Annotated in this window: 19 protein-coding genes; 5 read left to right on the top strand and 14 right to left on the bottom strand. The window is 58.5% G+C overall.

Annotated elements, in window-relative coordinates; genetic code table 11:
- The first annotated feature begins 646 nt into the window (after positions 1–646).
- Both gltB and OHJ17_RS02500 read left to right on the top strand, forming a co-directional pair.
- Positions 647–5,107 (top strand): glutamate synthase large subunit, encoded by a 4,461-nt coding sequence (gene gltB, locus OHJ17_RS02505; RefSeq protein WP_032432296.1) that lies wholly within the window; start codon positions 647–649, stop codon positions 5,105–5,107.
- A gap of 9 nt (positions 5,108–5,116) precedes the next feature.
- Positions 5,117–6,535, top strand: a complete 1,419-nt coding sequence (locus tag OHJ17_RS02500; protein WP_002918461.1) for a glutamate synthase small subunit — start codon at positions 5,117–5,119, stop codon at positions 6,533–6,535.
- A gap of 54 nt (positions 6,536–6,589) precedes the next feature.
- Here OHJ17_RS02500 and OHJ17_RS02495 read toward each other — a convergent pair whose 3' ends face one another.
- The 7 genes from OHJ17_RS02495 to zapE form a co-directional block, all read right to left on the bottom strand.
- Entirely contained in the window at positions 6,590–7,294 is a 705-nt protein-coding gene (locus OHJ17_RS02495) for an N-acetylmannosamine-6-phosphate 2-epimerase (RefSeq protein WP_004188425.1), read from the bottom strand.
- 124 nt (positions 7,295–7,418) lie between these two features.
- On the bottom strand, positions 7,419–7,913 hold the full coding sequence (gene sspB / locus OHJ17_RS02490; protein WP_004188423.1) for a ClpXP protease specificity-enhancing factor: 495 nt from the start codon (positions 7,911–7,913) through the stop codon (positions 7,419–7,421).
- A gap of 3 nt (positions 7,914–7,916) precedes the next feature.
- Positions 7,917–8,555 (bottom strand): stringent starvation protein SspA, encoded by a 639-nt coding sequence (gene sspA / locus OHJ17_RS02485; RefSeq protein WP_002918467.1) that lies wholly within the window; start codon positions 8,553–8,555, stop codon positions 7,917–7,919.
- Positions 8,525–8,809 (bottom strand): hypothetical protein, encoded by a 285-nt coding sequence (locus OHJ17_RS02480; RefSeq protein ID WP_135801240.1) that lies wholly within the window; start codon positions 8,807–8,809, stop codon positions 8,525–8,527. Before OHJ17_RS02480 ends, sspA begins: the two co-directional genes overlap by 31 nt.
- Before the next feature lie 57 nt (positions 8,810–8,866).
- Entirely contained in the window at positions 8,867–9,259 is a 393-nt protein-coding gene (rpsI, locus tag OHJ17_RS02475; protein ID WP_000829818.1) for a 30S ribosomal protein S9, read from the bottom strand.
- A gap of 15 nt (positions 9,260–9,274) precedes the next feature.
- Positions 9,275–9,703, bottom strand: a complete 429-nt coding sequence (gene rplM, locus OHJ17_RS02470; RefSeq protein ID WP_002918559.1) for a 50S ribosomal protein L13 — start codon at positions 9,701–9,703, stop codon at positions 9,275–9,277.
- A 265-nt stretch (positions 9,704–9,968) separates the two neighbouring features.
- Positions 9,969–11,096, bottom strand: coding sequence for a cell division protein ZapE (gene zapE / locus OHJ17_RS02465; protein WP_004144945.1), 1,128 nt, complete (start codon positions 11,094–11,096; stop codon positions 9,969–9,971).
- Positions 11,097–11,286: 190 nt separating this feature from the next.
- On the opposite strand from zapE, the gene zapG reads away from it, so the two are divergent.
- From zapG to degS, 3 genes are all read left to right on the top strand, one after another.
- Positions 11,287–11,685: a Z-ring associated protein ZapG gene (gene zapG / locus OHJ17_RS02460; RefSeq protein ID WP_002918565.1), complete on the top strand. Its 399-nt coding sequence runs from the start codon at positions 11,287–11,289 to the stop codon at positions 11,683–11,685.
- Positions 11,686–11,858: 173 nt separating this feature from the next.
- Positions 11,859–13,226: a serine endoprotease DegQ gene (gene degQ / locus OHJ17_RS02455; protein WP_004174125.1), complete on the top strand. Its 1,368-nt coding sequence runs from the start codon at positions 11,859–11,861 to the stop codon at positions 13,224–13,226.
- 87 nt (positions 13,227–13,313) lie between these two features.
- A complete protein-coding gene (gene degS, locus OHJ17_RS02450) occupies positions 13,314–14,372 on the top strand; it encodes an outer membrane-stress sensor serine endopeptidase DegS (protein ID WP_032433611.1) in 1,059 nt (352 codons plus the stop codon).
- A gap of 25 nt (positions 14,373–14,397) precedes the next feature.
- Here degS and OHJ17_RS02445 read toward each other — a convergent pair whose 3' ends face one another.
- The 7 genes from OHJ17_RS02445 to OHJ17_RS02415 all read right to left on the bottom strand — a co-directional run bounded on the left by OHJ17_RS02445 (position 14,398) and on the right by OHJ17_RS02415 (position 21,477).
- Positions 14,398–15,108 (bottom strand): triphosphoribosyl-dephospho-CoA synthase, encoded by a 711-nt coding sequence (locus OHJ17_RS02445; protein ID WP_014906866.1) that lies wholly within the window; start codon positions 15,106–15,108, stop codon positions 14,398–14,400.
- 59 nt (positions 15,109–15,167) lie between these two features.
- Entirely contained in the window at positions 15,168–16,469 is a 1,302-nt protein-coding gene (locus OHJ17_RS02440) for an oxalacetate decarboxylase subunit beta (protein ID WP_004181423.1), read from the bottom strand.
- A 15-nt stretch (positions 16,470–16,484) separates the two neighbouring features.
- Positions 16,485–18,251, bottom strand: coding sequence for a sodium-extruding oxaloacetate decarboxylase subunit alpha (gene oadA, locus OHJ17_RS02435; RefSeq protein WP_250949999.1), 1,767 nt, complete (start codon positions 18,249–18,251; stop codon positions 16,485–16,487).
- A 15-nt stretch (positions 18,252–18,266) separates the two neighbouring features.
- The gene (locus OHJ17_RS02430) at positions 18,267–18,518 is read right to left on the bottom strand and encodes an oxaloacetate decarboxylase subunit gamma (RefSeq protein WP_032433615.1); all 252 of its coding nucleotides are present in this window, start codon (positions 18,516–18,518) and stop codon (positions 18,267–18,269) included.
- 141 nt (positions 18,519–18,659) lie between these two features.
- Positions 18,660–19,277 (bottom strand): L(+)-tartrate dehydratase subunit beta, encoded by a 618-nt coding sequence (gene ttdB / locus OHJ17_RS02425; RefSeq protein WP_004188410.1) that lies wholly within the window; start codon positions 19,275–19,277, stop codon positions 18,660–18,662.
- A complete protein-coding gene (gene ttdA, locus OHJ17_RS02420) occupies positions 19,277–20,176 on the bottom strand; it encodes a L(+)-tartrate dehydratase subunit alpha (protein WP_004181427.1) in 900 nt (299 codons plus the stop codon). Before ttdA ends, ttdB begins: the two co-directional genes overlap by 1 nt.
- A gap of 32 nt (positions 20,177–20,208) precedes the next feature.
- Positions 20,209–21,477, bottom strand: coding sequence for an SLC13 family permease (locus OHJ17_RS02415; protein WP_004181428.1), 1,269 nt, complete (start codon positions 21,475–21,477; stop codon positions 20,209–20,211).
- Positions 21,478–21,638: the final 161 nt, after the last annotated feature.

Genomic DNA, 21,638 nt, shown 5'->3' with positions numbered 1-21,638 from the left:
GGGCCAAGCCTGCCACTTTTCGTCACCGACGGCGATGACCTGGATCAATCGTCAGCGCGGCGACCAACCCTATTGCATAAACAATCAAGATTACTGCAATTTCATTCAACCACCAGGTGATGAGTTTTCCTTATATTTTATCTTCGCATTGCCCTAATCTGCTTTCTGGTAAAAAACGGTATTAATGTCCAGTAGTTAAAAATATTGCAGTCAAATATGCTAATAATGAAATATATTTCAGCGCATATTGGTAATGCAAAGCCGCGTGCACAGTGAGACAGATCACACTAGCCGCACCACCAGCAGGCGTATTCAAAGCATAAAAATTGCCATTATTTTCTTTAATAACAATTAGTTAACTTGGGTATAGCACATTTTTGTATTAATAAGATTGCCATTTGACGTAAGTGTGGATTCCCGATAAGTTGGGAATCCGCTGGAAGCTTTCTGGATGAGCACTCTGCTCATCATATTTATGCAGTAATTGAGATTCCCTCTTAACAGCAAGTCCTCAAACTTGTGTACCGATGCGAAAAGGATTTAAAGAGGGCGAATGCGAGGTGTAAACCCCGTCGCCATGCTCTTTCTGTGCCTGTGCGCAATCGGTATCGGAGGGTGTCCGTAGAGCCTGGGGAGGTTCACTGATATGTTGTACGACAAATCCCTTGAGAGGGATAACTGTGGTTTCGGCCTGATCGCCCACATAGAAGGCGAACCTAGCCACAAGGTAGTGCGAACCGCAATACACGCACTGGCCCGCATGCAGCACCGTGGCGCAATCCTTGCCGATGGTAAAACCGGCGACGGTTGCGGTCTGCTGCTGCAAAAACCCGATCGTTTCTTCCGCATCGTTGCCGAAGAGCGCGGCTGGCGTTTAGCCAAAAACTACGCCGTTGGGATGCTGTTCCTGAATAAAGATCCTGAGCTGGCTAAAGCGGCGCGCCGCATCGTTGAAGAAGAACTTCAGCTTGAGACCCTGTCGATTGTCGGCTGGCGCGATGTGCCGACCAACGAAGGCGTGCTCGGTGAAATCGCCCTCTCCTCGCTGCCCCGTATTGAGCAAATCTTTGTCAACGCCCCGGCTGGCTGGCGCCCGCGCGATATGGAGCGCCGTCTGTTTATTGCGCGTCGTCGCATTGAAAAACGTCTGCAGGAAGACAAAGATTTCTACGTTTGTAGCTTGTCCAATCTGGTCAACATCTATAAAGGTCTGTGTATGCCGGCGGATTTGCCGCGCTTCTACCTGGACCTCGCGGACCTGCGCCTGGAGTCGGCTATCTGCCTGTTCCACCAGCGCTTCTCCACCAACACCGTACCACGCTGGCCGTTGGCGCAGCCGTTCCGCTACCTGGCGCACAACGGTGAAATTAACACCATCACCGGCAACCGCCAGTGGGCGCGCGCCCGTACCTATAAGTTCCAGACCCCGCTGATCCCTGACCTGCACGACGCCGCGCCGTTCGTTAACGAAACCGGCTCCGACTCCAGTTCTATGGACAACATGCTGGAGCTGCTGCTGGCCGGCGGGATGGACATCGTGCGCGCCATGCGTCTGCTGGTGCCGCCAGCCTGGCAGAACAACCCGGATATGGATCCGGAGCTGCGTTCGTTCTTCGACTTTAACTCCATGCATATGGAGCCGTGGGACGGCCCGGCGGGCATCGTCATGTCCGATGGCCGCTATGCGGCCTGTAACCTCGACCGTAACGGTCTGCGCCCGGCGCGCTACGTCATTACCAAAGATAAGCTCATCACCTGCGCCTCCGAAGTCGGCATCTGGGATTACCAGCCTGACGAAGTGGTCGAGAAAGGCCGCGTGGGCCCGGGCGAGCTGATGGTTATCGATACCCGTGCCGGACGCATTCTGCACTCAGCGGAAACCGATGACGATCTGAAGAGCCGCCATCCGTATAAAGAGTGGATGGAGAAAAACGTTCGTCGCCTGGTGCCGTTCGAAGATCTGCCGGACGAAGAGGTTGGCAGCCGCCAGCTGGATAACGACACGCTCGCCAGCTACCAGAAACAGTTTAACTACAGCGCGGAAGAGCTGGACTCCGTCCTGCGCGTGCTCGGCGAAAATGGCCAGGAAGCAGTCGGTTCGATGGGCGATGACACGCCTTTCGCCGTGCTCTCCAGCCAGCCGCGCATTATCTACGATTACTTCCGTCAGCAGTTCGCCCAGGTGACTAACCCGCCGATCGACCCGCTGCGCGAAGCGCACGTCATGTCGCTGGCTACCAGCATCGGCCGTGAAATGAACGTCTTCTGCGAAGCGGAAGGCCAGGCGCATCGTCTGAGCTTCAAATCGCCGATCCTGCTGTACTCCGATTTTAAACAGCTGACGACGATGGAAGAAGAGCACTATCGCGCTGACGTCCTCGATATCACGTTCAACCCGGCAGAGGCCTCCCTCAGCGAGACGGTGAAAGCGCTGTGCGATAAAGCGGAGCAAATGGTGCGCGACGGCACCGTGCTGCTGGTGCTCTCTGACCGCAACATCGCCAAAGACCGTCTGCCGGTACCGGCGCCGATGGCCGTTGGCGCGATCCAGACCCGTCTGGTCGATAAAAGCCTGCGCTGCGATGCCAACATCATCGTTGAAACCGCCAGCGCCCGCGATCCGCACCACTTCGCCGTGCTGCTCGGCTTTGGGGCGACGGCTATCTATCCATACCTCGCCTACGAAACGCTGGCGAAGCTGGTCGACAGCAAAGCCATCGATAAACCGTACCGTGCGGTGATGCTGAACTATCGCAACGGTATCAATAAAGGTCTGTATAAGATCATGTCCAAGATGGGGATCTCGACCATCGCCTCCTACCGCTGCTCGAAGCTGTTCGAAGCGGTCGGTCTGCATCGCGATGTCTCCGAGCTCTGCTTCCAGGGCGTGGTCAGCCGCATCGGCGGCGCCAGCTTCGACGACTTCCAGCAGGATCTGCTGAATCTGTCGAAACGCGCCTGGCTGGCGCGTAAGCCACTGGCCCAGGGCGGTTTGCTGAAATATGTGCACGGCGGCGAATATCATGCCTACAACCCGGACGTGGTGCGCACCCTGCAGCAGGCCGTGCAGAGCGGCGAATACAGCGATTATCAACAATACGCGAAATTGGTTAACGAACGTCCAGCGGCCACGCTGCGCGACCTGCTGGCGCTCAACCCAGGCGAAGACGCTATCAGCATCGACGAAGTAGAGCCGGCGAAGGAGCTGTTTAAACGCTTCGATACCGCGGCGATGTCGATCGGCGCCCTGAGCCCGGAAGCGCACGAGTCGCTGGCGGAAGCGATGAACAGCATCGGCGGCTTCTCCAACTCCGGTGAAGGCGGTGAAGACCCGGCGCGCTACGGCACTAATAAAGTGTCGCGCATCAAGCAGGTCGCTTCCGGCCGCTTCGGCGTCACGCCAGCCTACCTGGTCAATGCCGACGTCATCCAGATCAAAGTCGCCCAGGGGGCGAAACCGGGTGAAGGTGGCCAGCTGCCGGGTGATAAAGTCACCCCGTACATCGCCAAACTGCGCTATTCGGTACCGGGCGTCACGCTGATTTCCCCGCCGCCGCACCACGATATCTACTCTATCGAGGATCTGGCGCAGCTGATTTTCGACCTCAAGCAGGTCAATCCGAAAGCGATGATTTCGGTCAAACTGGTTTCTGAGCCGGGCGTTGGCACCATCGCCACCGGCGTGGCCAAAGCCTATGCCGACCTGATCACCATCGCCGGCTACGACGGCGGCACCGGGGCGAGCCCGCTCTCTTCGGTGAAATATGCCGGCTGCCCGTGGGAGCTCGGCCTGGTGGAAACCCAGCAGGCGCTGGTTGCCAACGGTCTGCGTCATAAGATCCGTCTGCAGGTGGATGGCGGCCTGAAAACCGGCCTCGATATCATCAAAGCGGCGATCCTCGGCGCGGAGAGCTTCGGTTTCGGTACCGGCCCGATGGTCGCGCTGGGCTGTAAATACCTGCGTATTTGCCACCTGAACAACTGCGCTACCGGCGTGGCGACCCAGGATGACAAACTGCGTAAGAATCACTATCACGGTCTGCCGTTCAAAGTGACCAACTACTTTGAATTTATCGCCCGTGAGACCCGCGAGCTGATGGCCCAGCTGGGCGTCAAGCGTCTGGTGGATCTGATTGGCCGCACCGATCTGCTCAAAGAGCTGGATGGGTTCACCGCCAAGCAGCAGAAACTAGATCTGGGTAAACTGCTGGAGACCGCAGAGCCGCATCCGGGCAAAGCGCTGTACTGCACCGAGAACAACCCACCGTTCGATAACGGCGTGCTCAACGCCCAGCTGCTGCAGCAGGCGAAACCGTACGTGGATGAAAAGCAGAGCAAGACGTTCTGGTTTGATATCCGTAACACCGACCGCTCCGTGGGGGCCTCGCTGTCCGGGTATATCGCCCAGACCCATGGCGACCAGGGACTGGCGGGCGACCCGATCGTCGCTCACTTTAGCGGCACCGCGGGCCAGAGCTTCGGCGTGTGGAACGCCGGCGGCGTGGAACTGCATCTGACTGGCGACGCCAACGACTACGTCGGGAAAGGCATGGCGGGCGGTCTGCTGGCCATTCGTCCGCCGGTGGGCTCTGCGTTCCGCAGCCATGAAGCCAGTATTATCGGCAACACCTGCCTGTACGGAGCGACCGGTGGTCGTCTGTACGCCGCAGGCCGCGCGGGCGAGCGTTTCGCCGTGCGTAACTCCGGCGCCATCACCGTGGTGGAAGGCATCGGCGACAACGGCTGCGAATATATGACCGGCGGCATCGTCTGCGTGCTCGGAAAAACCGGCGTCAACTTTGGCGCAGGGATGACCGGCGGCTTTGCCTATGTCCTGGATGAAGATGGCGACTTCCGCAAACGCGTGAACCCGGAGCTGGTGGAAGTGCTGGACGTTGATTCTCTGGCCATCCATGAAGAGCACCTGCGCGGTTTAATCACCGAGCACGTACAGCTTACCGGTTCGCAACGCGGCGAAGAGATCCTCGCCAACTGGCCGGCCTTCTCCGCGAAGTTTGCGCTGGTTAAACCAAAGTCCAGCGATGTTAAAGCACTGTTGGGTCACCGTAGTCGTTCCGCAGCTGAGCTGCGGGTGCAGGCGCAGTAAGGGGTTAAGATGAGTCAGAACGTTTATCAATTTATCGACCTGCAGCGCGTTGATCCGCCAAAGAAACCGCTGAAGATCCGTAAAATTGAGTTTGTGGAAATTTACGAGCCGTTTTCAGAAGGCCAGGCCAAGGCGCAGGCGGATCGCTGCCTCTCCTGTGGCAACCCGTACTGCGAATGGAAGTGCCCGGTGCATAACTACATCCCGAACTGGCTGAAGCTGGCCAACGAGGGGCGTATTTTTGAAGCGGCCGAGCTGTCGCATCAAACCAACACTCTGCCGGAAGTCTGCGGGCGCGTCTGCCCGCAGGACCGCCTGTGTGAAGGCTCCTGTACGCTGAACGATGAGTTCGGCGCGGTGACCATCGGCAACATCGAACGCTATATCAACGATAAGGCATTCGAGATGGGCTGGCGTCCGGATCTCTCCGACGTGAAGCCGACCGGTAAAACCGTCGCGATCATCGGCGCTGGCCCGGCGGGCCTCGCCTGCGCCGACGTGCTGACCCGTAACGGCGTCAAGGCGGTGGTATTTGACCGCCATCCGGAAATCGGCGGCCTGCTGACCTTCGGTATCCCAGCGTTCAAGCTGGAAAAAGAGGTGATGACCCGCCGCCGGGAGATCTTCACCGGCATGGGCATTGAGTTCAAACTCAATACCGAAGTGGGCCGCGACGTGCAGCTCGACGACCTGCTGAAGGAGTACGATGCGGTGTTCCTCGGCGTCGGGACCTATCAGTCGATGCGCGGTGGACTGGACAACGAAGACGCCCCGGGTGTTTACGACGCGCTGCCGTTCCTTATCGCTAACACTAAGCAGATCATGGGCTTTGGTGAAACCGCCGATGAGCCCTATGTCAGCATGGAAGGCAAACGCGTGGTGGTGCTCGGCGGTGGCGACACCGCGATGGACTGCGTACGCACCTCCGTCCGTCAGAATGCGGCGCACGTGATCTGCGCCTATCGCCGTGACGAAGAGAACATGCCTGGCTCAAAACGCGAAGTGAAAAACGCGCGCGAAGAAGGCGTTGAGTTCCAGTTTAACGTCCAGCCGCTGGGCGTGGAAGTGAATGCCAACGGTAAGGTTTGCGGCGTGAAGATGGCGCGCACCGAAATGGGCCAGCCGGATGCGAAGGGCCGCCGCCGCGCGGAGATCGTCCCCGGCTCTGAGCACGTGGTGCCGGCTGACGCCGTAGTCATGGCGTTTGGCTTCCGTCCGCACAGCATGGAGTGGCTGGCGAAGCACAGCGTCGAGCTGGACTCCCAGGGCCGTATTATCGCCCCGGAAGGCAGCGAAAACGCCTTCCAGACCAGCAACCCGAAAATCTTCGCCGGTGGCGATATCGTTCGCGGTTCCGATCTGGTGGTCACCGCGATTGCCGAAGGCCGTAAAGCGGCGGACGGGATCCTCAACTACCTTGAAGTCTGATTAGGTCCGGAGCCTCACGCATAAAAGCCCGATGGTTAACGTCATCGGGCTTTTTTATTGCTCATTCGCCGGGCAAACCGCCGCTTTCAGCGCCGTATTATACCAGCCGCAGATATGCTCCAGGCGGGTAATCGCCGAGCCGACGGTCACCGCCCACGCGCCGCAACGCATCGCCTCCGCCGCCTGGGCAGGCGTGTTATAGCGCCCTTCGGCAATCACTCTGCAGCCCGCAACGCTCAGGCATTGCACCAGCGCCAGATCCGGCTCATCCGGCGTCTCCTCTGCGGTATAGCCGGAGAGAGTCGTCCCGACAATCTCAGCCCCCAACTGCCAGCACTCGAGAGCATCGTCGAGAGATGAGCAATCGGCCATCGCCACTTTTCCCAGCTGATGAATTTCTGCTAATAGCGCCGACACTGACGCCGGACGCTGACGCTGGGTGCCGTCAATAGCAATAATATCCGCTCCGCCCTGCGCCAGCGCGTCGATATCTTCCAGCCATGGCGTAATACGCACCGGGCTATCGGGCAAATCGCGTTTGATCAACCCAATAACGGGCACTGTCACTAACGGACGAACGGCCTGCAGGTTGGCCAGGCCTTCGATGCGCAGCGCTACCGCTCCCGCCTGCTCAGCCGCCAGCGCCATTGCCGCGACGATAGCGGGATTATCCAGCGGACTGCCCGGCACCGGCTGGCAGGAGACAATTAATCCGCCATGATGACGGATACGCTGGTCCAGTTGTGCGAGTAAAGACATGTCTGCTCCCTAAAAACTACCTGTGGCGATGACGATACCAGCCATGGGACGCCTCGTTTGTGGCAGAGTTAACAAAGCGGACAGACAAAAAAACAGGCCCCGCAGGGCCTGTCAGAGAAGGGATTTACTTCACCACGCGCAGCGCCGGGCGACCACCGCGCGGCGGCGGCGTGTCGTCAGGATCGTCGTCGTGATTATCCGGCTTATCGCCATCGATCACCGACATCACCGTATCGCTTTCACTCTCCGGCGCGACGTCATCATCGTTGAGGCTGCTGACGTCTTCGTCATAGGCCGCTTCCGGTTCGAACATCGTACCAGCGCCGTTCTCACGGGCGTAGATGGCGAGTACCGCAGCCAGCGGGACAGACACGTTGCGTGGTACCCCGCCAAAGCGCGCGTTGAAGCGCACTTCGTCGTTCGCCAGCTCGAGATTGCCTACCGCACGCGGGGCAATATTGAGAACGATTTGCCCATCGCGCGCGTACTCCATCGGCACGAGCACGCCCGGCAGCGTCACATCCACCACCAGGTGCGGCGTCAGCTGGTTATCCAGCAGCCAGTCATAAAACGCCCGTAACAGATACGGGCGACGCGGCGTCAGCTGTGATACATCCATTATTTAGCCCCGACCGAGGCGCATTTCACGCTCGGCTTCAGTTAAAGAAGCGAGGAAGGAATCACGCTCAAATACGCGAGTCATATAGCCTTTGAGCTCTTTCGCGCCAGCGCCAACCAGCTCCACACCAAGAACCGGCAGACGCCACAGCAGCGGCGCCAGGTAGCAGTCCACCAGGCTGAACTCATCGCTCAGGAAGTAAGGTTTCTGGGTGAAGACCGGCGCGATGGCCAGCAATTCTTCACGCAGCTGCTTACGCGCAGCATCAGCTTGCGCTGCGGTACCGCTCTGGATGGTGTTCATCAGCGAATACCAGTCCTTCTCGATACGTTGCATATACAGGCGGCTTTCACCACGCGCCACCGGATAAACCGGCATTAACGGCGGGTGCGGGAAACGCTCATCCAGATACTCCATAATGATGCGGGATTCCCACAGAGTGAGCTCACGATCCACCAGCGTCGGTACGCTTTGATTCGGGTTGAGGTCAATCAGATCCTGAGGCGGGTTATCCTTCTCCACGTGCTCTATCTCAAAACTGACACCCTTCTCGGCCAGCACAATGCGGACCTGATGGCTATAGATGTCAGTAGGACCAGAAAACAGCGTCATTACCGAACGTTTGTTGGCAGCGACAGCCATGAAAACCTCCAGGTATATTCAGAATTTTGTACTGCTGCCGGCCACTCATGACCAGCCAGATGTAAAAACCCCATTAGCGCGATGTCACCTTCGTTCACGAATAAAACAAAAAATGAACAATCACCAGCATTTGGGCAGAAAATTGGATGATAGTTTACCAGATTTTGAAGACGTTGTGGTGAGGGGATTCTGGAAATGCTGAAAAAGTGGCGAGAACCGGCGCTATGCTTGTGGATAACAGCCGTTTTATCCATAAAAAAACCCGCCGAAGCGGGTTTTTTCGCAAATTGTTCTGCGTGAGCAGAAAACAATTAACGTTTGGAGAACTGCGGACGACGACGTGCTTTACGCAGACCGACTTTCTTACGTTCAACCTGACGAGCGTCACGAGTAACGAAGCCAGCTTTACGCAGTTCGGAACGCAGGGACTCGTCGTACTCCATCAGAGCGCGGGTGATACCGTGACGGATCGCACCAGCCTGACCAGAGATACCACCACCTTTAACAGTGATGTACAGATCCAGTTTCTCAACCATGTCGACCAGTTCCAGCGGCTGACGAACTACCATGCGGGCAGTTTCACGACCGAAGTACTGTTCCAGAGAACGCTGGTTGATAACGATTTTACCGTTGCCCGGTTTGATGAAAACGCGAGCTGCGGAACTTTTGCGGCGACCAGTGCCGTAGTATTGATTTTCAGCCATTGCCTATAATCCCGATTAGATGTCAAGAACTTGCGGTTGCTGTGCCGCGTGGTTGTGCTCGTTACCCGCGTAAACTTTCAGTTTACGGTACATAGCACGACCCAGCGGGCCTTTTGGCAGCATGCCTTTAACCGCGATTTCAATCACACGCTCAGGACGGCGGGCAATCATCTCTTCAAAGGTCGCTTCTTTGATACCACCGATGTGGCCGGTGTGGTGGTAGTACATTTTGTCTTCGCGCTTGTTGCCGGTAACAGCAACTTTTTCTGCGTTCAGAACGATGATGTAATCACCGGTATCAACGTGCGGAGTGTATTCCGCTTTGTGCTTACCGCGCAGGCGACGAGCCAGTTCAGTAGCCAGACGGCCCAGAGTTTTACCGGTCGCGTCAACAACATACCAGTCGCGTTTTACGGTTTCTGGTTTAGCTGTAAAAGTTTTCATTAAAAGCTTACCCAAATAATAAGTTACACGTTGGTGAACACCCAAACGTTTAGTCAGTTGAGGTTCACACGACATTGTCCAGCAAACCTACCCCTTCGAATAGCCTATGCCGGCGCATAGAAAGTTTCGGGAAAAAAACCTTCTCGTAACGTGGGGTCGCAAGATTATAGAGAAGTCGGGGTCAAAGATCGACCCCTTTATGAGATTTTTCAGGCCGCGCCCGGGGCGGCCTTGCGGCCCTGAATCCGCCTGAAAAAGTCCCCTGTCAGGGCATATGCGGACGTTTGAGGTACTCTTCGCTCTGCATCTCCTGCAGACGCGAGAGACAGCGCTGGAACTCAAACTTCAGCCGCTCGCCCTGGTAAATGTCGTACAGCGGCACTGCCGCGCTGACCACCAGCTTTACATGGCGCTCGTAGAACTCATCCACCAGAGCGATAAAGCGGCGGGCCTCGCTCTCCAGCTGCGCGGTCATCACCGGCACGTCGAACAGCATCACCGTATGGAACAGTCGGGAGAGCGCGATATAGTCATGCTGGCTGCGCGCATCCACGCATAGCGTGGCGAATGACGCCGCCAGCGTCTGGTTTTCTACGCCGAGGGTAGGCAGCTCGCGATGGTTAATCTCCAGCGTCGGCCCGGCAGCGCGCGGCGCGCCCGCCAGCGCGAGCCACAATTTATCCATCTGTTCGCGGGTGTCGTTATTCAGCGGCGACAGCCACAGGTGCGCCTGCGTCAGGGTACGCAGCCGATAATCGATGCCGGCATCGACGTTCATAATATCGCAATGCTGCTTGATGGCGTCGATCGCCGGCAGAAAACGGGCCCGCTGCAGGCCATTGCGATAGAGTTCATCCGGCGGAATATTGGAGGTCGCCACCAGGGTGATGCCGCGGGCGAACAGGGCTTTCATCAGCCCGCCCAACAGCATGGCGTCGGTAATATCGGAGACAAAAAACTCGTCGAAACAGAGCACGTCGGTTTCCGCTTTAAAGCGGTCGGCGACGATCTCCAGCGGGTCGCTATGTCCCTGCAGGGTGGTCAGCTCTTCGTGTACGCGCAGCATGAAACGATGGAAATGCAGGCGCTGTTTACGTTCGCCCGGCAGGCTCTGGTAAAACAGGTCCATCAGCCAGGTTTTGCCTCGCCCCACGCCGCCCCACATATACAGGCCGCGGACAGGTGCCGTCCCGGCTGCTGGCTCGCGCTTACCCAGCAGTTTGCCGAATTTCGCGCGCAAACCGCCGCCTGACGCGACCGGCGCGGGCTGCGTCTGCAGTTCCTGGTAAATGGTATCAAGGCGGCTCACCGCTTCTTGCTGGACGTCGTCGGGTTGATGGCTGCCCTCTTTCAGGGCTAAAAGGTAACGCGATGTTGGAGACAGGCTTTGCATGATCTAATTGTTATTCCTTGAAAACCGTAATGCCGAAGCTCACGATTGACGAAAAAAAGGCCGTTCTACACTACGCGATGATACGCCAGGATTCCACTTCTGTGGAATTAGCGGTTATAGTGGCACTATCGGGCGCAGGCGGAGAGCCTAAGAGCCACCCTACGGAACCACAATACAACGGGAGATGTTCATGACCTGGGAATACGCGCTAATTGGGTTAGTCGTCGGTATCATCATTGGTGCCGTCGCCATGCGTTTCGGCAACCGCAAACTGCGCCAACAGCAGGCGCTGCAGTACGAACTGGAAAAGAATAAAGCCGAGCTTGAAGAGTACCGTGAAGAGCTGGTGAGCCACTTTGCGCGTAGCGCCGAACTGCTGGATAACATGGCGCACGACTATCGTCAGCTATATCAGCATATGGCGAAAAGCTCTAACAACCTGCTGCCGGACTCGATGGCAGACGCCAACCCGTTCCGCAACCGTCTGGAAGAGTCTGAAGCCAGTAACGATCAGGCGCCGGTCCAGATGCCGCGCGACTACTCCGAGGGCGCATCCGGTTTACTGCGCGGAGGCGCAAAACGCGATTAAGCCTCGCTGCGATTAAAATATTCTCCGGGCGCGCCCGTCGCGCCCGCTCCTTCCCCCACTTCCCGGCTACAATTTAAACCAGTCCCCACGTTGTTACCTGAGCAAAAATTCAATAACATCAGGTTATTCAGGACATTTTTCCATACACCTCAGGTTACGAGAGCCAGCATCTAATGAAGAAACAGACTTTGCTGTTGAGTGCGTTAGCGTTAAGCATTGGGTTATCGTTGTCGGTCCTGCCTCCGGCAGCGGCATCCTTACCGACTCAGGTGCCCGGCCAGGGCGCGTTACCAAGCCTGGCGCCGATGCTGGAAAAGGTTCTGCCGGCGGTAGTTAGCGTACAGGTGGAAGGCACCGCCTCGCCGACGCTCAATATGCCGGAAGAGCTGAAAAAATATTTTGGCGATAACGCCCCGCAGGAGCAGGCGCAGCCGTTTGAAGGGCTCGGCTCCGGCGTTATCATCGACGCGGCGAAAGGCTATGTGCTGACCAATAACCACGTCATCAATCAGGCGCAGAAGATCAGCGTCCAGCTGAACGATGGCCGTGAGTTCGATGCCAAACTGGTCGGGAGCGATGAACAGAGCGATATCGCTCTGCTGCAGCTGATTAAGCCAGACCACCTGACGCAAATCGCCATTGCTGACTCTGATAAACTTCGCGTCGGCGACTTCGCCGTCGCCGTCGGCAACCCGTTCGGCCTTGGCCAGACCGCCACATCCGGCATTATCTCTGCCCTTGGCCGCAGCGGCTTGAACCTTGAAGGGCTGGAGAATTTCATTCAGACCGACGCCTCGATTAACCGCGGCAACTCCGGCGGCGCGCTGCTGAACCTCAACGGCGAGCTTATCGGGATCAACACCGCGATCCTCGCGCCGGGCGGCGGCAGCATCGGCATCGGCTTTGCCATTCCAAGCAATATGGCGAAAACCCTCGCCGACCAGCTTATTCAGTTTGGCGAAATCAAGCGCGGCCTGTTGGGCATTAAAGGCATGGAAATGAGCGCCGACATCGCCAAAGCGATGAATCTCAACGTTCAGCGCGGCGCCTTCGTCAGTGAAGTCCTGCCAAACTCCGGCTCCGCCAAAGCGGGGATTAAATCCGGGGACGTCATCGTGAGTCTGAACGGCAAACCGCTGAACAGTTTCGCCGAACTGCGTTCGCGGATCGCCACCACCGAGCCGGGTACCAAGGTCAAACTGGGCCTGCTGCGCGACGGAAAGCCGGTCGATGTCGAAGTGACCCTGGATAAGAGCACCTCCTCAACCGCCAGCGCGGAACTGATTATCCCGGCGCTGCAGGGGGCCTCGTTCAGCGACGGCCAGATGAAAGATGGCACCAAAGGAGTGGTGATCGATAATGTGGATAAAGGCAGCGCCGCCGCCCAGGTCGGCCTACATAAAGATGACATTATCATTGGCCTTAACCGGCAGCGTATTCACTCAATTGCCGAACTGCGCAAAGCGCTCGAAGGCAAACCGCCGGTCATCGCCCTGAACGTGATCCGCGGCAACGAAAGCATCTATCTGCTGCTGCGCTGATTGTCTCTCCGGGCATTGCCGCCATGTGCGATGTCCGGACAACTCATGCTATGCTGCGCCTGACCATTCATTAACGATATCTGCATCATGCCTGGAAAGTTATTACGTTCAGTACTCATCGGTTTGCTTGTCGGGGGTCTGCTGCTGGCCCTGATGCCCTCGCTGCGCCAGTGGCAGTTGGCGCCGACTACCCAGAACGATACGGCAGACGACTCCCCGGCGAGCTATAACGCCGCGGTGCGCCGCGCGGCGCCCGCCGTGGTGAACGTCTATAACCGCGCCCTGAACAGCACCAGCCATAATCAGCTGACGCTTGGCTCAGGGGTGATTATGGATCAGCGCGGCTATATTCTGACCAACAAGCATGTTATCAACGATGCCGATCAGATTATCGTCGCCCTGCAGGACGGCCGCGTCTTCGAAGCGCTGCTGGTAGGATCCGATTCCCTCACCGATCTCGCCGTGCTCAAGATCAATGCTACCGGCGGGCTGCCGGTGATCCCGATCAATCCGAAACGCACGCCGCACATCGGCGACGTGGTGCTGGCGATTGGCAACCCTTATAACCTGGGGCAGACCATCACCCAGGGGATTATCAGCGCCACAGGGCGCATTGGCCTCAATCCGACCGGCCGCCAGAACTTCCTGCAGACTGACGCCTCGATCAACCACGGTAACTCCGGCGGGGCGCTGGTGAACTCCCTCGGCGAGCTGATGGGGATTAACACCCTCTCCTTTGACAAGAGCAATGACGGCGAAACGCCGGAAGGCATTGGCTTTGCGATCCCGTTCCAGTTAGCGACCAAAATTATGGATAAACTGATCCGCGATGGCCGGGTGATCCGCGGCTATATCGGCATTAGCGGCCGGGAGATCGCCCCGCTGCACGCGCAGGGCGGAGGGATCGATCAGATTCAGGGGATCGTCGTTAACGATGTGGCCCCGGACGGTCCAGCGGCGCAAGCCGGGATCCGCGCCAACGACGTAATCATCTCCGTGAATGACAAACCCGCCGTCTCGGCGCTGGAGACGATGGATCAGGTGGCCGAGATCCGCCCGGGATCGGAAATTCCGGTGGTCATCATGCGTGATGATAAGAAAATCACGCTCCATATGGCCGTCCAGGAATACCCGGCCACCAACTAAACGGCTCCCCGTTTGGGGAGCCACGTTAATCGCTAAATACCGGACCGGCCGGGAATCTGACCAGAAACCCGGTCACCGCCAGCAGCGATCTCAGCGCGGGCCAGACTATCTGTCGCTCGCGAAGCTCATCATCCAGCGTCAGTAGCGCAAATTCCCCCTTCTCACCCAGCACGCCACCCTGCCAGAGCAGACGCTGCGCCTGCTGCCGCGCCCAGGGCGAATCACTCTTCCAGGCCAGCAAATGCAGCAGCGCCTGCTGTAGACAGACGCTGTGAGAATGGTTATCCCGCCGCAGCCGCCGGTAGACGGGCAGGGACACGCTGCGCACGGTATAAAATCCACTGCCCGCCTCTTCATCGCCTTCAGGGATAGCGCGGGCGAACTGCCCCGCCACGTCACACAGCCGGTTGTGCGTCAGTGGAAGTTGCCGGGCGCTGAGCGCCCCGGCCGCCATGCACAGCAGACCGCTGCGCTGCAGCGAGGGCGTCGCAGAGCGCACGACCGCCGCCGGTAAGGCGCTCACCGCCCGTGTTGCCTCCTCAGCGTTGTGGTCAGCGCCGGCCTCATAACAGCTGGCCAGCAGCGCTTCACCAGGCGTGGCGTTCAGCGGGGGCGAAAGCAGGTTCAGCGCCGGCTGCAGTTGTGCAAGTTCATCGCCTGACGCCAGCATGGCGTCAACCACCGCCTCCCGTGTTGATGTCCGGTTTTCCGGACAGCATGCTATGCCTTCATTCATCACCGTCTCCTTATGAGAAATCTCCGCGGCCGGCTTGCCAGCCGCGGGAACAGGCTGGCTTACATCGCCAGCACGTACTTGAGCATCACCCCGGCGGCGATCGCCGAGCCGATCACCCCCGCCACGTTCGGACCCATGGCGTGCATCAGCAGGAAGTTCTGCCCGTCCGCTTCCAGACCCACCTTGTTCGACACCCGCGCCGCCATCGGCACCGCCGACACCCCCGCCGAGCCGATCAGCGGGTTGATTTTGTGCCGGCTGAACACGTTCATCAGCTTCGCCATCAGCACCCCGGCGGCGGTCCCCACGCAGAAGGCGATCACCCCCAGCACCAGGATCCCCAGCGTCTGCGGCTGCAGGAACTTGTCCGCCACCAGCTTGGCCCCCACCGACAGCCCGAGGAAGATGGTGACGATGTTGATCAGCGCGTTCTGCACCGTATCGCTCAGCCGCTCCACCACGCCGCTCTCGCGCATCAGGTTGCCGAAGCAGAACATCCCCAGCAGCGGCGCGGCGTCCGGCAGCAGGAGCGCCACCAGCAGCAACAGCACCGCCGGGAAGAGGATCTTCTCCCGCTTACTCACCGTGCGCAGCTGCACCATGCGGATCTTCCGCTCCTTATCCGTGGTCAGCGCCTTCATGATCGGCGGCTGGATCAGCGGCACCAGCGCCATATAGGAGTACGCCGCCACCGCGATGGCCCCCAGCAGCTCCGGCGCCAGCTTGCCCGACAGGTAAATCGCCGTCGGGCCGTCGGCGCCGCCGATGATGCCGATGGCCGCCGCCTGCGGCAGGGTGAAGCTGATGATGCCGAAGTAGTTCAGCGTCAGCGCCCCGAGCACGGTGGCGAAGATCCCGAACTGCGCCGCCGCCCCCAGCAGCAGGGTGCGCGGGTTAGCCAGCAGCGGGCCGAAATCGGTCATCGCCCCGACGCCCATAAAGATGACCAGCGGCGCGATGCCCGAGCCAATCGCCACCTTATAGAAGATGGCCAGCACCCCGGCGGAGTAGCCCATGTCCACCGCGAGGCTCTCCATCTGCCCCTGTACCGACGGCAGGGCCAGCGCCAGTGCCTCTTTGATGGCGTGGACGTCCGGCGCGCAGTGGAGCTTCGCGGCAATCACCGCCAGCTGCGCCGGGTCGTGGTGAGCCAGCAGGCTCTCCAGGGCGGTGAGCGCCAGCCCGGCCTCCGGGATATTGGAGAGCAGGCCGCCGAAGCCAATCGGCAGCAGCAGTAACGGCTCGAACTTCTTCGCAATCGCCAGCCAGAGCAGCAGCAGGCTGACCAGCAGCATGATGGCCTGGCCGGCGCCGAGGTGCATCAGCCCCATGCCCTGAATCAGGGCGTTCAGACTTTCCATTTCCGTTCCTTTTCCTTACGCCAGGGTCATCAGGGTGTCGCCGACCGCCACCGCGTCGCCGGCTTTCACCGCGATACCGCGCACGGTCCCGGCCTGCGCGGCGCGGATTTCGGTCTCCATCTTCATGGCTTCCAGAATCAGCAGCACCTCGCCTGCGGCCACCGTCTGGCCTTCGCTGGCCAGCACCTTCCAGATAGTGCCCGCCAGCGGGGCGGTCACCGGGGTACCGGCGCCGGCCGGGGCGGCAGCGGCGGGTGCAGAGGCAGGAGCAGCCGCCGTCAGCTGGCTGACGTCACCGCCGTCGCTGACTTTGACCACAAAGGCTTTGCCTTCCACCTCCACGGTGTAGACGCCGGAGGCGGCAGGTTTTTCTGCTTTTGCCACTGGCTGCGCGGCTTCCGCCTGCGGTACCGGCTCAAAGGCCGCCGGGTTGTGGCGGTTTTCGAGGAATTTCAGGCCGGGCTGCGGGAACAGCGCCACGGTGAGCACGTCGTCGATGGCGTTTTCGGCAAGCGTGATGCCCTTCTCCTGCGCCTGGCGTTTCACATCCGCTTCCAGCGCGGCCAGCTCCGGCTTGAGTAAATCCGCCGGGCGGCAGGTGACGGCGTCGGCGCCGTCGAGCACCCGCGCCTGCAGGGCGGCGTTAACCGGCGCCGGGGTGTGGCCGTATTCGCCTTTCAGGATACCGGCAGTCTCCTTCGCAATGGTTTTGTAGCGCTCGCCGCCCAGCACGTTGAGCACCGCCTGGGTGCCGACAATCTGCGAGGTCGGGGTCACCAGCGGGATGAAGCCGAGGTCCTCGCGCACGCGGGGGATTTCCGCCAGCACCTCATCCAGACGGTGGGCGGCGCTCTGCTGCTTCAGCTGGCCTTCAAGGTTGGTGAGCATCCCGCCCGGCACCTGGGCGACGAGGATACGGCTGTCGGTGCCTTTCAGCTGGCCTTCGAAGGCGTGGTATTTTTTGCGCACCTCGCGGAAGTACGCGGCGATGCTCTCCAGCCTGTGGATATCGAGGCCGGTGTCGTACGGTGTGCCGGCGAGGGTGGCCACCAGCGCTTCGGTGGCCGGGTGGCCATAGGTGGCGCTCATCGAGGAGATGGCGGTGTCGACGCCGTCGATCCCGGCTTCAATGGCCTTCAGCAGCGCCATCTCCGCCATCCCGGTGGTGGCATGGCAGTGCAGGTGCAGGGTGACGTCGTAGCGCTTCTTGATTTCACTGACCAGCTCAAAGGCGGCATGCGGGGTGAGGATGCCGGACATGTCCTTGATGGCGACGGAGTCAACGCCGGTCTCCAGCAGCTGTTCGGTGAGGTCGAGCCAGGTCTGCAGGGTGTGGGCCGGGCTGGTGGTATAGCTGAGGGTGCCCTGGGCGTGGGCGCCGTGGCGGCGGACCGCCTGCAGGGCGGCCTGCATGTTGCGCGGGTCGTTCATGGCATCAAAGACGCGGAAGACGTCCATGCCGTTTTTGACGGCGCGCTCCACGAAGCGCTCCACCACGTCGTCGGCGTAGTGGCGGTAGCCGAGCAGGTTCTGGCCGCGGAGCAGCATCTGCAGCGGGGTCTTCGGCATCGCCTTTTTCAGCTCGCGCAGGCGGACCCACGGGTCCTCGCCGAGAAAGCGGATGCAGGCGTCAAAGGTGGCGCCGCCCCAGCACTCCAGCGAGCGGTAGCCGACGTCGTCCAGCTGAGCGGCGACGGGGAGCATATCGTCAAGGCGCAGACGGGTGGCGAACAGGGACTGGTGGGCGTCGCGCAGGACGACATCGGTAATGGCAACGGTCATGAATTCCTCCGTGAATTAAGGGTGAAGACGGCGATGGTGGTGAATGGCGGCGATAATCGCCGGCTTCAGGCGGGCGAAATCGTCGGCGGGCGCGACGGCGGCCGGCGCCGGTTTGGGGGCGGCGGGCGGCTCGGAAAACAGGCGGTTGACGGCGAGGGACATTCCCCGGATGGCGAAAATGAGCAGCAGCAGGAACACCAGCACAAAGCCCATGCCGAGAAACATCAGGGTGAAGCCTTCGCCTAACAGGATGGCATTGTCAGTCATAAAATGGCCTTTGGGGGGAGCGCAATAATGGCTTACGGTAGCCCACGTCAGCAGAGTGGATTTCCCCGGACCGCCTGGTCAGAAGCCTCGGTTTAGCAGTCAGCTGCCGCTGCCATTACTGCGCGATATATTCAATCGGGGTTATTTAATAAAGCTCACGTGTTTGCAGATTTCATCGGCGACAATTTCTTTGCGCTGATTAAAGATCACTTTATTCTGCTCAAACAGGTTATTGCCGTGAGTATCGATCGATACAATTAACGGCCCGAACTCTTTCACCCGGCAAACCCATAACGTTTCTGGCATGCCTAAATCACGCCATTGCGCATCTTCAATCTCTTCCACACAGACCGCGGCGACTACCGCGCAGCCGGCAGGGAACACACAGTGCAAGGCTTTATGTTCCATACAGCCCTCTTCGGTTCCTTTGCCCATACCGCCTTTGCCGACGATTAATTTCACACCGGTCTTAGCAATAAATTCTTTTTCAAATTTTTCCATGCGCATACTGGTGGTTGGCCCAACGGAGACCATTTCAAATTTATCTTCCGTACCTTTAATCGGGCGCACAATGGGCCCGGCATGTAATATCGCGCCACCAGCAACGTTTACCGGTAATTCACGTCCGCCCTCAATTAAGCGACGATGAGCCACATCACGGCAGGTCACAATATGGCCGTTGAGATAAATAATATCGCCCGCTTTAATATCCGCTAAATCTTCATCTTTAATGGGCGTAGTGAGTATTTTTTTAGTCATCAGAATGCCACTCCTGTGTGAGACGTAATGGTGTAGTTCAGGTCTTTATCGAAAACGATATGCCCTTTACGGTGCGACCAGCAGCCGACGTTGACCGCCACGCCAATAGTGGAAGGGTGGCGTGCGGTATTTTCGATATTGACGCCCATCACGGAGGTATTGCCGGACATTCCCTGCGGGCCAAGGCCAATTTTGTTGATGCCGTCTTCGAGCATTTTTTCCAGCAATGCCGCACGTTCGTTGTCATTGTGCGAACCAATCGGACGCATCAACGCTTTCTTCGACAGCAGCGCCGCGGTTTCTACAGACGTCGCCACCCCAACGCCAACCAGCAGCGGCGGGCAGGCATTCAGGCCATAGCTGGTCATCACATCCAGCACGAAGCGAGTCACCCCTTCATAGCCAGCGCCCGGCATCAATACCATCGCTTTACCCGGCAGCGAGCAGCCGCCGCCAGCCATATAGGTGTAGATGCTGCACTGGTCGGAATTCGGAACGATCTCCCAGAATACCGTCGGCGTCCCTTTGCCGACGTTTTTGCCGGTGTTGTATTCATCAAAGGTCTCCACGCTGTTATGACGCAGCGGGGAATCGATGGTAGCTTTGATTACCGATTCGCGCAGCAGCGCTTCCAGCTCGCCGATCAGCGGGAAGTTGGCGCCGCACTCCACTAGAAACTGGATCACGCCGGTGTCCTGGCAGGAAGGACGATCCAGTTCTTTCGCCAGACGTTGGTTTTCAATCATGGTGGTGAAGATCACATCGGCCAGTTGACTGGTCTCTTTCTTATGCAGATCTTGCAGCTTGGCCGTGACGTCATCAGGCAATACTTTGCCGGTATATCCCACGAACCTGGCCATAATGTCGGTCATGCGGGATATCTGTTCACTTTTGCTCATAAAGGCTCCTTAGTCAGAACAGCGTCCGTAAATTACGGATGAAAAGGGAAAAGGATTGGCAGCAGGATCAGGCTGACAATGGTAGAAACGATAATTAGAGGAATGCCGGATTTGGCGTAATCGACGAACTTATAGCCCCCGGCCGACAGCACCATCATGTTGGCAGGCATACCGATCGGCGTCGCATAGGCGCAGGAGCTACCGATTACCGTCGCCATCAGTACCGCACGCGGATCGGCGCCCATACCGGCGGCAATCGACAAACTCACCGGCACCAGCAACGCGACGGTGGCGGTATTAGACATAAAGTTGGTCATCACCACGGAGAGGGCAAAGACCACTACCAGCAGCATAAACGGTGAGGAGTTATTACCCAGCAGGCCGATAACCTGATCGGCAACCAGCTTACCCGCACCGGTCATTTCCAGCGCTTTAGCCAGCGCCAGGGTGCCGCCGAAGATAAAAATAGTTTGCGAATCAATGGCTTTATAAGCCTGTTTTTCCGTCAACACGCCGGTGATGACCAGCACCAGGGCACCAATGCAGCCGGCTACCGTCAGACTAATACCGGTCTGTTTTTCGAAAATCATGCCGAGGATCGTGGCGATCAGCACCACCAGGGACAGGATCTGCTTCCAGCGCGGAACGTGGCTGTAATCCCGCTGTTCGCCAATGCTGCCCACCTCACTACTGTTCGAGTTATTAGGCAGAAACTTATAGCCGATGGTTAGGAAATAGAGGATGCCGCAGACCAGCATCGGCAGGCCCACTTTCGCATACTCAAAGAAACCGAAGCCGCTGCCGATATTCTGCAAGGCCGATTGCGCGATCAAATTACCGGGGGCGCCAATCAGCGACAGGTTGCCGCCAAGCGCGGCAGCAAACACCAGCGGCATCAGCAGACGCGAACGGGTGAATCCCGATTTGGCGGCTACACCGATAACGACCGGGATCAAAACGGCTGCCGTACCGGTATTGGAGAGAAAACCGGACATTACGCCAACCACCACCATAATGATGAAGATCAGCTGCTTCTCCGTTTTGGCGAAGTGGGTGATCACGCCACCGACTTTGTTTGCCATCCCGGTTTCAAATAACGCCCCGCCAACGATGAACATGGCGACAAAAAGAATGACGTTGCTGTCGATAAAACCGGCAAACGCCTGCTTGAGATCCAATACACCGGTGAGCACTAACGCCACACAAACCACCATGGAAGTCACTGCCAGTGGCACTTTCTCCCAGACAAACATGATGATAGCGAACACCAGCAAACATAGGGTGATGGTAATAGGTTCCATACTTATAATTTTTCCTATCAATGATATATGATATTGTATCCAATATTGACGAAGGAGAAATTATTCCCATGCAAAAAGTAAGTCAATGCGTTTTTGCGGAATGATCGCGCAATGAGATCTGCATCAAGATCCTGTGCAGATCGTCACGAAAAGTAACTAAT

This window comes from Klebsiella sp. KP20-425-1 (genome assembly GCF_025813515.1).
GTDB lineage: Bacteria > Pseudomonadota > Gammaproteobacteria > Enterobacterales > Enterobacteriaceae > Klebsiella > Klebsiella pneumoniae.
This window is presented reverse-complemented; position numbering and strand designations above follow the sequence as displayed.

Excerpts from the sequence above, each read along its gene's own strand:
- OHJ17_RS02415 (WP_004181428.1), bottom strand. The coding sequence starts at position 21,477 with ATGGAACCTATTACCATCACCCTATGTTTGCTGGTGTTCGCTATCATC.
- oadA (WP_250949999.1), bottom strand. The coding sequence starts at position 18,251 with ATGACCGTTGCCATTACCGATGTCGTCCTGCGCGACGCCCACCAGTCC.
- OHJ17_RS02500 (WP_002918461.1), top strand. The coding sequence starts at position 5,117 with ATGAGTCAGAACGTTTATCAATTTATCGACCTGCAGCGCGTTGATCCG.
- degQ (WP_004174125.1), top strand. The coding sequence starts at position 11,859 with ATGAAGAAACAGACTTTGCTGTTGAGTGCGTTAGCGTTAAGCATTGGG.
- OHJ17_RS02445 (WP_014906866.1), bottom strand. The coding sequence starts at position 15,108 with ATGAATGAAGGCATAGCATGCTGTCCGGAAAACCGGACATCAACACGG.
- OHJ17_RS02495 (WP_004188425.1), bottom strand. The coding sequence starts at position 7,294 with ATGTCTTTACTCGCACAACTGGACCAGCGTATCCGTCATCATGGCGGA.
- sspA (WP_002918467.1), bottom strand. The coding sequence starts at position 8,555 with ATGGCTGTCGCTGCCAACAAACGTTCGGTAATGACGCTGTTTTCTGGT.
- OHJ17_RS02440 (WP_004181423.1), bottom strand. The coding sequence starts at position 16,469 with ATGGAAAGTCTGAACGCCCTGATTCAGGGCATGGGGCTGATGCACCTC.
- OHJ17_RS02480 (WP_135801240.1), bottom strand. The coding sequence starts at position 8,809 with ATGGATAAAACGGCTGTTATCCACAAGCATAGCGCCGGTTCTCGCCAC.
- sspB (WP_004188423.1), bottom strand. The coding sequence starts at position 7,913 with ATGGATGTATCACAGCTGACGCCGCGTCGCCCGTATCTGTTACGGGCG.
- ttdB (WP_004188410.1), bottom strand. The coding sequence starts at position 19,277 with ATGACTAAAAAAATACTCACTACGCCCATTAAAGATGAAGATTTAGCG.
- zapG (WP_002918565.1), top strand. The coding sequence starts at position 11,287 with ATGACCTGGGAATACGCGCTAATTGGGTTAGTCGTCGGTATCATCATT.
- rpsI (WP_000829818.1), bottom strand. The coding sequence starts at position 9,259 with ATGGCTGAAAATCAATACTACGGCACTGGTCGCCGCAAAAGTTCCGCA.
- rplM (WP_002918559.1), bottom strand. The coding sequence starts at position 9,703 with ATGAAAACTTTTACAGCTAAACCAGAAACCGTAAAACGCGACTGGTAT.
- OHJ17_RS02430 (WP_032433615.1), bottom strand. The coding sequence starts at position 18,518 with ATGACTGACAATGCCATCCTGTTAGGCGAAGGCTTCACCCTGATGTTT.
- ttdA (WP_004181427.1), bottom strand. The coding sequence starts at position 20,176 with ATGAGCAAAAGTGAACAGATATCCCGCATGACCGACATTATGGCCAGG.
- zapE (WP_004144945.1), bottom strand. The coding sequence starts at position 11,096 with ATGCAAAGCCTGTCTCCAACATCGCGTTACCTTTTAGCCCTGAAAGAG.
- degS (WP_032433611.1), top strand. The coding sequence starts at position 13,314 with ATGCCTGGAAAGTTATTACGTTCAGTACTCATCGGTTTGCTTGTCGGG.
- gltB (WP_032432296.1), top strand. The coding sequence starts at position 647 with ATGTTGTACGACAAATCCCTTGAGAGGGATAACTGTGGTTTCGGCCTG.